The 12053-nt window shown below is 55.4% G+C and carries 12 protein-coding genes; 5 read left to right on the top strand and 7 right to left on the bottom strand.

Annotation, left to right across the window (positions count from 1 at the left end; genetic code table 11):
- Positions 1-9: 9 nt before the first annotated feature.
- Both M495_RS09925 and M495_RS09920 read right to left on the bottom strand, forming a co-directional pair.
- Positions 10-540, bottom strand: coding sequence for a chorismate mutase (locus M495_RS09925; RefSeq protein ID WP_020826509.1), 531 nt, complete (start codon positions 538-540; stop codon positions 10-12).
- Positions 541-651: 111 nt separating this feature from the next.
- Positions 652-1125 (bottom strand): anti-virulence regulator CigR family protein, encoded by a 474-nt coding sequence (locus tag M495_RS09920; RefSeq protein WP_020826508.1) that lies wholly within the window; start codon positions 1123-1125, stop codon positions 652-654.
- 461 nt (positions 1126-1586) lie between these two features.
- Here M495_RS09920 and M495_RS09915 point away from each other — a divergent pair, with 461 nt between their 5' ends.
- The gene (locus M495_RS09915) at positions 1587-1766 is read left to right on the top strand and encodes a hypothetical protein (RefSeq protein WP_020826507.1); all 180 of its coding nucleotides are present in this window, start codon (positions 1587-1589) and stop codon (positions 1764-1766) included.
- A 55-nt stretch (positions 1767-1821) separates the two neighbouring features.
- Here M495_RS09915 and M495_RS09910 read toward each other — a convergent pair whose 3' ends face one another.
- The 5 genes from M495_RS09910 to M495_RS09890 all read right to left on the bottom strand — a co-directional run bounded on the left by M495_RS09910 (position 1822) and on the right by M495_RS09890 (position 7655).
- Positions 1822-2697, bottom strand: coding sequence for a nucleoside-specific channel-forming protein Tsx (locus M495_RS09910; RefSeq protein ID WP_041414482.1), 876 nt, complete (start codon positions 2695-2697; stop codon positions 1822-1824).
- 395 nt (positions 2698-3092) lie between these two features.
- A complete protein-coding gene (locus M495_RS09905) occupies positions 3093-3365 on the bottom strand; it encodes a hypothetical protein (protein WP_020826505.1) in 273 nt (90 codons plus the stop codon).
- 73 nt (positions 3366-3438) lie between these two features.
- On the bottom strand, positions 3439-4332 hold the full coding sequence (gene yddG, locus M495_RS09900) for an aromatic amino acid DMT transporter YddG (RefSeq protein WP_020826504.1): 894 nt from the start codon (positions 4330-4332) through the stop codon (positions 3439-3441).
- Positions 4333-4548: 216 nt separating this feature from the next.
- Entirely contained in the window at positions 4549-5919 is a 1371-nt protein-coding gene (locus M495_RS09895) for an APC family permease (RefSeq protein WP_020826503.1), read from the bottom strand.
- 317 nt (positions 5920-6236) lie between these two features.
- On the bottom strand, positions 6237-7655 hold the full coding sequence (locus M495_RS09890; protein ID WP_020826502.1) for a glutamine synthetase family protein: 1419 nt from the start codon (positions 7653-7655) through the stop codon (positions 6237-6239).
- A gap of 239 nt (positions 7656-7894) precedes the next feature.
- Here M495_RS09890 and puuD point away from each other — a divergent pair, with 239 nt between their 5' ends.
- Genes puuD through M495_RS09870 form a run of 4 tightly spaced genes read left to right on the top strand, consistent with a single transcriptional unit; the run spans position 7895 to position 12014 of the window.
- Positions 7895-8656, top strand: a complete 762-nt coding sequence (puuD, locus tag M495_RS09885; protein WP_041414480.1) for a gamma-glutamyl-gamma-aminobutyrate hydrolase — start codon at positions 7895-7897, stop codon at positions 8654-8656.
- A complete protein-coding gene (gene puuR / locus M495_RS09880) occupies positions 8653-9210 on the top strand; it encodes an HTH-type transcriptional regulator PuuR (RefSeq protein ID WP_020826500.1) in 558 nt (185 codons plus the stop codon). Before puuD ends, puuR begins: the two co-directional genes overlap by 4 nt.
- A 15-nt stretch (positions 9211-9225) precedes the next feature.
- Entirely contained in the window at positions 9226-10722 is a 1497-nt protein-coding gene (gene puuC / locus M495_RS09875; RefSeq protein ID WP_020826499.1) for an aldehyde dehydrogenase PuuC, read from the top strand.
- A gap of 11 nt (positions 10723-10733) precedes the next feature.
- Entirely contained in the window at positions 10734-12014 is a 1281-nt protein-coding gene (locus M495_RS09870; protein WP_020826498.1) for an NAD(P)/FAD-dependent oxidoreductase, read from the top strand.
- Positions 12015-12053 lie beyond the last annotated feature (39 nt).

The following is a 12053-nucleotide window of genomic DNA, read 5'->3' as shown; positions in this document are numbered from 1 at the left end:
ACGCCGGGATCATCCCGCCTTGGCGGCCCTGACGGCCAATAAGGCGGTAAACAGCCGCTGCTTGTCGGCCTCACTGAGGTTGTTCTGATCAATAGCCTGAATAAAATGACTGCGCGCACTCTCCGTCAGCGCTCCGGCTTTTAATTCCTGAGCCAGTCGCTGCAAAATGCGACTGCTGAGCTCGGCAATTTGCGGCCGCACCTGTTCCAGCGGGCGTGGCTGCCAGCCGCTTTCCGGCTGCGCCAGCCAGTCCGCGCGGTAACGGTATTGAATCGCCTTCGCGGCGTCCATTTGCGCGATGATAAACGGTCGAACCGAAAGCGGATCCAGCCCTAAGCGCCCCGCCTCTGCCTGCGTGCTTGCGAGTACCTTCGCCTCCTGCACCAAATCCTCGATCGGCAAATGCTGCTGTGCCTTGTAGCCGGCAACGTCTTTCATATAACCCAGACGCTGATTGACCAGTTCACCCAGTGCCGTCCCTCCGCTGGCCAAAGCGGAAAAACTGACCAGGCAGCAGGCAATCAATAACATCCTGAACATCACAATTTCCTTATGCACCAAAATTACAGGAAAAGAGTTCACCACGATCCCCCGTTGCAGGCAAATAAAAAGCCCCACCGAAGCGGGGCCTTAAAGCAGAGTCAGCGGGAATCAATCAAACACGCCGTTGATCACCGAGGCAACCAGTGCGGTACTCAACGCCACCAGCACCAGATCGTTACCGGCAATGCGCCACTCATAGCCTGGGTAATAAGGCAGATCGTGCAGCATAGAGGATGGCACCATTTTTTTGGCGATGCCCGGAGGGAGAGGCTTGCCACGCGCCAGATTTTTGGCGATCCCCGGCGGCAAAGAACGGTAGCCGGTCAGACCGTAGTTCAAGGCCAGAGAACGTGCACGCTCATGAGAAATACTGACGGAAACCAAGCCGCGGTCTCCATCGTTATCTTTGGCTTTATTGCCATGCTTGCCATTGTTGCCGTTATTACCGTGATTGCCGCTGTTACCATGGCCGTTACCCCCGCCGTTACCGTTGCCGCCTTTATCGGCCAGCGCCGGTGCGGATGACAACCCCAGAGAAACAATCAGCGCCAATACGGTGAAAGTAGTACGACGTTTGCTCATTTTGTTACTTCCTGCATGGGTTATTACCTTCACTATAGGCGCAATTCTCCGCACAAAGTATGAGGAAAATTCTGAGAGTTAGATGCCATACAGAGATCGGCATCAGGCCAAATGACAAAATATTATCCCAGCGCAAAACTATTCGAAAAAACCGAATTTCGGCCTAAGATTTTTCTTGCAGCGAAATAAGCCATGCAGTAGTTTGGCTAAGTCACAAAAAGAGTTAGCCCGCTCTTTTTCGTCGCACCTCAAATCATCTTTTTATCACCCAAAGTGATAATACTTAACCCTTCCCGCCTCTCCGTGCGGGATTCTTTTTTGCAGCTGAATCGACATTGCATGCACCACGACAGTGCTTTTTGTTGAGATTTGGTTGCCAATACTTTAAATTCGGCGTCTGAGAAACCTTTACCTCCCACGGTGGCCAGTTGGCAACGGGTGGGCGTTCAGGAGCAAAAGACATGCAAATGACCCTCATGGAATACATCACGCAGCACTTTAATGGCGATCTTCACCGCTACGCGCAATCCGAAGGCGTTAGCCGTGAACAAATCATCAATTGGATCGATAATGAATGCCACGTAATCAAAGGACGATTATTTATGCCGGTGCGGCATCTGCCCGGTGAACAAGCGCAGTGATGACGAAAAAAAACCCCGCCAAAGCGGGGTTTTCTGTTTCTGATACCACGGAAAATCAGAAGTTATAACCGGCCACGATGTAGTAACCCCAGCCAGTAGATTTGATTGGCCCCTGAGGAGTGCCGATATCCACGCCGTCCTGCCACTGGCCGCCGTTATGGAAGTAACGGGCTACGAACGAGTAGTGCCAGTGATCGTAGTTCAACGCCAGAATATGGCTGGAAGCGATAGAGTTGCTGGTACGCGCCTGACGACCGTTCACGGTGAAGTCGTCTTTGCCCAGATCGGAACCAAAGTCAAAGTTGGTGAAACCGATGTAGCTCAGATTGCCGCCCCACACCTGGGTCAACGGCACAAAGTATTTCACTTTGAAGCGGTAACCGTCCCAGCTGTTTTCGTTGGCAGCCTGGTAGTTTTCCCACTGGTATTTGGCATAGATGTTCATCGACAGGCTCATTGGCAAGCCGGTGTCGATGTCGGTACCCAGACCCATATACCAGGTGTTCTGACGGCCGTCGGCGTTGTGGCCCAGGTCATAGATGTAGTTGTTGGCGAAGTACCACTCTTTGAACGGGCCAAAGCTCAGATCGGTGCCGGTCAGTTTGTCGATGGAGAAGCGAGGCTCGATTTCCATAAACATCGGAGAACCTTTGTCCCAGATACCACGGTCAGGGGTGTTGCCCACGCCGAAGAATTTAGGCACGTCGATGTAGCCATAGAAGTCGAACCAATCTTTTTTGGCGAAGGCTTCATATTCCAGGTACAGATCGTTGTTCAACTGAGGTCCGAAACGGGTGTGGTAACTGCCCACCACGTTAACGCTTTGGTGCCACCAATCCGAGACGTATTGGCTGTCTTTGCTATCAGCCATTGAAGATGCACTGTAAGACGCTGCGAGCAGTACACCTGCTGCGAGAGCTATTTTTTTCATTTTATTACCACATGCTTAAAGGGCCATTTCCTGCCCGTTAGAAAAGATGACAATGAGTCTGACGACACCTGGCGTTGCCTCTGCTTACAAACTCTCGGGCGACGCGCGCATTATAGAAATCACTGGGTGTAAGAATCTGTGATCCAGTTATGCATTTCGCGAATAGGTAATCGATTGCGTTCACATTTGTCAAATTATGTTTCATGCAAATTCACGATCGCTGTGATTTTTGTCATGCACGGTGATTTTTAAAGCATTTTTTGTGCCAATTGTAATCAATAAATAAAGTAACCGTCTCTGTCGCTGAAATGAAAATGCCGGCGCTAAAAGACGCCGGCATTTCTTGGAAATCTACTGCGGTCAATGGACGTGAAAACACCTCACATGGGGGAAGCTCAGCTCACCGAAGGCAGTGCTTTGGCAATATTTTCCTGGCGGAAAACCACCTCCTGCCCCGGAGCTATCTCCCACTCTTTGGGCGGGATATCCACTTTCGGTGCAGCGGCGATGACCGAGCCAAAAATCAGTTTGCCTTCCCGGCGTAAAATACTGACATCAAGCTGGTATTCGTGACGTAAATTGGCGGTGGTCAGGCGCACGGTATCACCGCGCATAAAACGTTCGTCGTCAATCACTGGCTGCTGAATGAATTGAATATCGTCTCTCATTTTTTATGTTCCTTCAGGCAGAATCGCTAGTTAAATTCTAGTTCAACATTGGGCGACAGGCAGATAATTTCCGTTAATTTCCTCGGGTTGCCCGCCAACAAATCAACGAACCTGCCGTGACCATCACCACCCCCTGCCAAAAATTGGCGGTCAGTGCAGTATTCAGCACCAGCGCAGCAAACACCGCCGACAGCACCGGCGTAAAGTAAGACGCCGTCGCCAACAGCGTCATATTGCCGCGCAATATACCCACGTTCCACGCCGCATAGCCTGCTCCCATTGCCATGCCCGCGCACAGCAACGTCAGGGTTACCGGCAACGTGAATTGCATACCGCTTTCGCTGCTGAATGCATATTTCAACCACAGTGCCACGGCGGTCAGCGTAATGAACAACACCACGCCGTTATGGCCCTGGGCAATTTTCTTGGTCAGATTGCAATACAGCGCCCAAATAACCGCGCCGCCAAAAGCCAACGAATAACTCAGCGGATTGCTGCGCACGTTTTCCAGCATTTGCGCCGGCGACCAGCCGCCCTCGCCGCTCATGATCCAGCCAATACCGAACAAGGACAGCAACAGCCCCGGCAGCAGCCACCACTTGGCTTTTTGCCCATTAAACACCAGGGCCATCAGCACGGTGAAACAGGGCCACAGGTAGTTGATCATTCCCACTTCAATCGCTTGCAGACGGGTATTGGCATAGCCCAAAGACAACGACAGGCAGATTTCATAGCTGACAAACAGCAGGCTGCCGAGGAGCAGGTAGGGGCGTGGGAACAGGCGTAAATTCGGCATGCGCAGCGCCAACAGCAAAAATACCGCGCTGACGCTGTAGATCATTGCTGCCCCGCCAATCGGCCCCAGCCCTTCGCTGACGCTGCGTATCAGGCCAACCACGCTGCTCCACAGCAGGATCGCCAACAGACCGAGCAAGGTGGCTTTATATTGGGCGGGCAGAGAAGACATGAAAGCGTTCCAATCAGTTATTTTTTATCAGGATTTTCACTCTACTGCCCGGTGATAAAAAAAGAAAGGCGGGAAAGCCCGCCTCGGAGTGCCTATCGTTTCCTGGTGGGGGCGCTGCATGCTGCGCCCTATTGCATAATCAATGAGTTGAATCGGGGCGAAGATGGCCGCCCCCCACCGATTTACCCCTGGATGGGTTCATCAACCGCCTTGGCCTTATTGCTGCGGCTGCCGTTCAAACTGCGGCGGCGGCTGACGGAAACGCCGGGTGAGGTATACCAGGTAGGCAAAACCCAGCCCGGCCCAGATCAGCCCCATGGTCAGCGAGCTTTTTTCCAGGTTCAGCCACAGCACGCCAACCGTTAACGCCCCCACCAACGGCAGGAACAGGTAGTTAAATCGGTCCTTCCAGCTTTTGTTGCGCCCCTCGCGAATGTAGAAATGGCTGATCACCGACAGGTTAACGAAGGTGAAGGCCACCAGCGCACCGAAGTTGATCAGCGCGGTCGCGGTGACCAGATCGAAAGATAGCGCCGACAGCGCCACCAGCCCAACCAGCAACACGTTCAATGAGGGGGTGCGCCATTTCGGGTGGATATAGCCGAAATACTTTTCCGGAAACACGTTATCCCGCCCCATCACATACAGCAGTCGCGAAACGCTGGCGTGCGAGGCCAGCCCCGATGCCAGGGTATTGATAAAGGTAATACAGAGGAAAATTGACTGGAACAGCTTGCCGCCCACGTACAGCGCGATTTCCGGCAGCGCCGCGTCCGGTTGATGGAAGCGCTGAATAGATGGGAAGAACAGCTGAATAAAGAAGGAAACGCTGATGAAGATCACCCCACCGTACAGCGCAGTCAGGAAGATGGCCTTCGGGATCACCTTGGCGGCGTCGGGCGTTTCCTCACACAGGGTGGTGACCGCGTCGAAGCCGAGAAACGAAAAGCACAAAATAGTGGCGCCGGTGATAATCGGCAGCAAATGCGCATTCTCATTGATGAAGGGTTGCAGACTCCACACCGTCCCCAGTCCTTCACCGTTATGCAAGCCGCGCACGACCAGGAAGATAAACACCACGATGATCGCTATCTGGGCCAAAACAAACAGGGTGTTAAAGTTAGCCACCAAATTGACGCTTTTCAGGTTGATGGCGGTAATGATGATCACAAAGCCTACCACCCACACCCACGGCGGCACCTCGGGGAACAGCGCGGTCAGATAAATCTTTGCCAACAGGGTGTTGATCATCGGCAGGAACAGGTAGTCGAGCAGCGAGGACCACCCCACCAAAAAACCGACGTGCGGGTTAATGGCCTTTTGCGCATAGGTATAGGCGGAACCGGCGGTCGGAAACTTGCGAACCAACTTGCCGTAGCTGATGGCGGTAAACAACACGCCGGCCAGCGCCAACAGATAAGCGGCCGGGACGTGGCCGTCGGTCAGGCCGGAGACAATGCCGAAGGTGTCAAACACCGTCATGGGCGTCAGGTAAGCCAACCCCATCATCACCACTTGCCACAGCTTCAGGCTTTTACGCAGTTGCGGCTTGGCCGCCTCATTAACCTCGATCGCATTAATCGCCATGGCGTTTCCCCCCTTTGTCCTCTGCTGGTAACCGTTTAACGTCATTCAGAGAGGCCGCGGGGAAACTGCTGCTCAGGCGGCGGAAGGGACGATGCAAAGACAAAAAAACGCGGCCAGCGGAAGGCCCATATTTACTGCGGCACAGGCAAACGCCCGCGCAGGTTGATGGAACAGTTATGGCTGTCATGGTTCTTTCCTCGCCGGCGTCCTGTACGCCAAGTAGAAGAAATGCTTTACCGCTGCGCGCAGCTTCGCAGGCCACAGGATAGCCGGCGGAATGCGCCAGACGCGCGCGGTATCATCGAGGATGAGCGGGTTCAGGCGTTTTTCAGCATCCACTCGATTTCGGTATCGGTGATCAGGCGCTCAAACTGCACCAGCTCATCCGTTTTACAGGCCAGATAAACATGGCTGAACCTTTCACCCAGCAGCGCATTCAACACCGGCTGATGCTCGAATTCATACAGTGCATCGCTCTGGCGGATAGGGAATGGCAGTCCGTCCTGCTCCAGCCCGTTGCCGGTTACCGGCTCTTGCAGCGGCAGCGGTGTTTCCAGCCCGTAGACGATGCCCGCCAGGATGGTCGCCATCACCAGATAAGGGTTGGCATCGGCACCGGCCACGCGGTACTCCACCCGGTGGCTATCGCGATCGCCGCAAGGGATACGCAGTGCCACTGTGCGGTTGTTATGGCCCCAGGATGCCTGAGTCGGCACGTACATGCCCGGCTGGAAGCGGCGGTAGGCGTTAACGTTCGGCGCCAACAGCGCAATAGAAGAAGGCATCAGGGCGATCATTCCCGCCAGAGCCTGTTTCAACAATGCAGAGTCTTCGCCGTCATCATCGGCGAGGACATTGTTGCCCTGGCGGTCCAGCATGCTGATATGCACGTGCATGCCACTGCCGGCGTGCTCTTCATACGGCTTGGCCATGAAGGTGGCCTGCATGTTGTGTTTTTCTGCCACCATGCGGATCAGGCGTTTCAACGCCAGCGCATGGTCGCAGGCCTGCAGCACGTTGTCGGTATGGTGCAGATTGACTTCAAACTGACCGGGCGAGGCTTCGGCCACCGCACCGTCTGCCGGCAGTCCCTGCAGGCGTGCCAGTTCGTCTATCTCACTTAACACGTCGGCAAAGTTGTTAAGGTTGTCTACCGAATAGACCTGGCTTTGGGTGTTACGCTCCTGCGTACCCGGCGCACACGGCGGCTGCAGATACCCTTCCGAATCACGCTGACGATCGATGAGATAGAACTCCAACTCTACCGCTACTACGGGGGATAGCCCGCGCTGACGCAAACGCTGCCACACTCGGTTCAGCACATTGCGCGGTTCAACGTCAAAGGGAGTACCATCTTCATCCAGCATGGTGAGCAGTACCTGGCCGATATATTGTGGATCCGCCGCCGACGGCGTCAGCGTGCCCAACACCGGTACACAGATGTGGTCCGGCTCACCGAGCTCTTGCCCCAATCCGGCCTCTTCAACCACGTTGCCAAGAATATCCATCGCAAACACCGACGCCGGGAAGTAACAGCCCTTCTCCAGTTTGCTCAGCCCGCCAACCGGTATCCGTTTGCCGCGGAAGCTGCCGTTAAGGTCGGTCAACAGAACGTCAACGTGCTGAGTTAATGGATAACGTTCCAGATACTTCTTCACTTCACGTTGGAACGCGCTACTTCGCTTTTCTTCGTGGTGCTGAACAAAGTTTTCCACTTCTACTATGTTGGTCTGCATGATTCACCCGCCATGTATGTTTTTGTCTGTGGTTCTCACACTTATTGCCGTCGATGTTTTTTGACCATCTTGCTCAATATAATGTCCACCAATGAAACATAGATGCAACAAAATTGTTTTGCAAGTGTTACTTTTAGTTTGAATATTGCCCATCTCACTGCTAGATTTATAAAATATTGAACGGAAACGGCAGTGGAGAAGCTTATCGTTCATAATTTCGAACATACCAAGGGGACAGCATGGGCAATATATTTAACAGACCAGTGGTCGGCGTAGTGATGTGCAGGTATAGGTTAAACGGGCACCTCACTCAGACCTTGCAAGAAAAGTACCTAAATGCCGTTATCGCTGCGGGCGGGTTGCCGATAGCCCTGCCACACGCGCTGGCAGAACCGAAACTGCTCGAAGAGTTACTGCCACAACTCGATGGCATTCTGTTGCCAGGCAGCCCCAGTAATGTGCAGCCGCACCTTTATGGTGAAAACGGCGATGAGCCTGACGCCGACCCCGGGCGAGACGAATTGAGCCTGGCGCTGATCCGCCACTCGCTCGACAGGCGCATTCCCCTTTTCGCCATTTGCCGTGGCATGCAGGAAATGGTGGTCGCCACCCAGGGTACCCTGCACCGCCGGCTGTATGAACTGCCCGAACTGCTGGAACACCGTGAAGATCACGACCTGCCGCTCGAACAGCAATATGCCCCTGCCCACGAAGTCATCGTTCAGGAAGGGGGCTTACTCTCGCAACTGATACCGGATTGCAACAGATTCTGGGTGAACTCACTGCATGGCCAGGGCGCGAAGACGCTGGGATCCAGCGTACGTATCGAAGCTCACGCCGCCGACGGGTTGGTAGAAGCCATCAGCCTGCGCGATCAGCCCTTTGCGCTGGGCGTGCAATGGCACCCGGAATGGAACAGCGAGGAATATGCCCTGTCACGCCTGCTGTTTGAAGGTTTCATTAGCGCCTGCCGGAACTATCAAAAGGAAAAACGCCCATGAGCGATGTCAGCTTGGCACCGGGCAAACGTCTGTCGCAAATCCGCCAGCAATTGGGATTATCGCAGCGCCGCGCGGCCGAACTGTCTGGGTTAACTCACAGCGCCATCAGCACCATCGAACAGGACAAGGTCAGTCCGGCCATCAGCACCTTACAAAAGCTGCTGACGGTGTACGGGCTGTCCCTGTCGGCATTTTTCGCCGAACCGGAGAAGCCGGCCGAGCCACGGATTGTTATCGACTACCAGGATCTGATCGAGATTGGCAGCCAGGGGGTTTCTATGAAACTGATCCACAACGGCGATCCTAATCGCACCCTGGCGATGATGATCGAAACCTATGAGCCGGGTACCACCACCGGTGAACGCATCAAGCATCAGGGGGAAGAGATCGGCACCCTGCTGGAAGGCGAAGTCGTACTGCAGGTCAACGGGCAGGCTTATCCCCTGCTGGCCGGCCAGAGCTACGCCATCAACACCGGCATTCCCCACAGTTTCAGCAACACGTCGGCGCGGATTTGCCGGATTATCAGCGCCCATACGCCGACGACATTCTGATCAACGGAGCAAGGTATGGACTTCCACCACCTGCAGTATTGGCAACACCGGGCGCAAGCCCTGAATATTGAGAACCGACTGTTTATCAATGGCCGCTATCAGCAGGCGGCCGAAGGCGAAACCTTTGCCGTGGAGGATCCTGCCGGTCAGCGAGAGCTGACTCAGGTGGCCCGAGGAAGCAGCGTAGATATTGACCTGGCGGTCAGCGCCGCCCGCGAGGTGTTTGAGCGTGGCGACTGGTCGCGCGCGGCCCCGTCGCAACGCAAGGCGACGCTGCTCAAGCTGGCGACATTGATGGAACAACACCACGAAGAGCTGGCGCTGCTGGAAACGCTGGACACCGGCAAACCGATTCGTCACAGCCTGCGTGATGATGTGCCCGGTGCTATTCGTTGCCTGCGTTGGTATGCCGAAGCGATCGATAAGGTTTATGGCGAAATCGCCCCTACCGGCAGCGATGCGCTGGCGTTAATCGAACGCGAACCCATTGGCGTGGTCGGCGCCATCGTGCCGTGGAATTTCCCGTTATTGCTCGCCTGCTGGAAGCTCGGTCCGGCGCTGGCCACCGGCAACAGCGTGATCCTCAAACCTTCAGAGAAATCGCCACTGAGCGCGATCTATCTGGGGCAACTGGCGCAGCAGGCCGGGCTGCCGGACGGCGTGCTGAATATCGTTCCCGGTTATGGTCACGATGCCGGTAAAGCGCTGGCGCTGCATAACGACGTCGACGCGCTGACCTTCACCGGTTCAACGCAAGTGGCCAAACAACTGATGATCTATGCCGGCCAATCCAATATGAAACGCGTCTGGCTGGAAGCCGGTGGCAAAAGCGCCAATATCATCTTTGCCGACTGCCCGGATCTGGATAAGGCCGCGCAAAGCGCTGCCGCCGGGATTTTTTATAACCAGGGGCAAGTGTGCATCGCCGGTACTCGGCTGTTGGTGGAAGAGAGCATACAGCAAGAATTTTTACAGGCGTTGCGCCGCCATGCAGCAGCCTTTGCACCAGGCAATCCGCTCGATCCGGCGACGGTGATGGGCACGCTGATTGATCAGGGCCACTGCGAGAAAGTGGCCGACTATATCGAACAGGGTTTGACTCAGGGCGCTGCGCTGTTCCTCGACGGTCGCGATCATCCGCAAGGCGAACACGTCGGTTATCTCGGCCCAACTATTCTCACCCAGGTAGACAACGCCATGAGCGTGGCGCGCGACGAAATCTTCGGCCCGGTATTGGCGGTCACTTCGTTTAGCGGCGAGCAGCAGGCCATGCAGTTGGCTAACGACAGCGACTACGGCCTGGGGGCTGCAATCTGGACCCGCGACCTGTCCCGTGCCCATCGTTTGGCGCGTCAGCTAAAAGCCGGCACGGTGTTCGTCAATAACTACAACGACGGGGACATGACCGTTCCTTTCGGTGGTTACAAACAAAGCGGTAACGGCCGCGACAAGTCACTGCACGCACTGGACAAATTCACCGAGCTGAAAACCACCTGGATTTCATTGGAATAAGGGCAGAGATCATGACTGAACACGTAAAAAGCTATTATGCGGCTTCGGCCAACAACCACGCGCCCTACCCGCAGCTGAATGAATCCATTGAATGCGACGTCTGTATCGTCGGCGGCGGCTACACCGGTTTGTCATCGGCGCTGTTTCTGGTAGAGGCGGGGTACAACGTGGTGGTGCTGGAGTCTGCCCGCATCGGTTTCGGTGCCAGCGGACGTAACGGCGGGCAATTGGTGAACTCCTACAGCCGCGATATCGACGTCATTGAACAGCGTTATGGCGCCGAAAGCGCCCGCCTGCTCGGCAGCATGATGTTTGAAGGCGCAGAGATCATTCGCAGCCGTATCCAACGGTACGCCATCGAATGTGACTATCGCCCTGGCGGCATCTTCGCCGCGCTGAACAACCGGCAATATCATGCGTTGATCGAACAAAAACAGCACTGGGAGCGCTACGGCAATACCCAGCTTGAATTGCTGGACGCCGAGCGTATCCGCCAGGAGGTCGATAGCGAGCGCTACGTCGGCGCGCTGCTGGATCACAGCGGCGGCCATATTCACCCACTGAATCTGGCGCTCGGTGAAGCCGAAGCCATTCGCCTGCAGGGTGGACGGATCTTCGAACAGTCTGCGGTCACCCACATCCGTCATGGCGAACCGGCAATCGTCAGCACCGCCAACGGCCAGGTGACAGCACGTTATGTGATTGTCGCCGGCAACGCTTATCTGGGCGATAAGCTGGAACCGCGGCTGGCGAAACGTAGCATGCCATGCGGCACCCAGGTGGTGGCTACCGAACCGCTGGCGCCGGAAGTGGCGCGATCGCTGATCCCACAAAATTACTGCGTCGAAGACTGTAACTACCTGCTCGATTATTACCGTATCACCGGCGATAACCGCCTGTTGTACGGCGGCGGCGTAGTGTATGGCGCCCGCGATCCGGACGATATCGACAATCTGATCCGGCCAAAGCTGCTGAAAACTTTCCCGCAGCTCAAAGGCGTGCGTCTCGACTATCGCTGGACCGGTAATTTCCTGCTGACGCTGTCGCGCATGCCGCAGTTTGGTCGGCTGGAAAATAACGTGTATTACATGCAGGGCTACAGCGGCCACGGGGTGACCTGTACTCATTTGGCGGGCAAACTGATTGCCGAGCTGATGCGCGGCGATGCGGAAAGGTTCGATGCGTTTGCCAAGCTGCCGCACCTGCCGTTCTTCGGCGGTCGCAACCTGCAAATTCCTTTCACCGCGATTGGTGCAGCTTACTACCAGCTGCGGGATCGGATTGGGGTGTAACGCTATCGGGCCCGGTATACCACCGGGCCCGAAATTACC

This window comes from Serratia liquefaciens ATCC 27592, from assembly GCF_000422085.1.
Classification (GTDB): Bacteria; Pseudomonadota; Gammaproteobacteria; order Enterobacterales; family Enterobacteriaceae; genus Serratia; species Serratia liquefaciens.
Note: the sequence above shows the minus strand (reverse complement) of the source record. Positions and strands in the feature narration are given on the sequence as shown.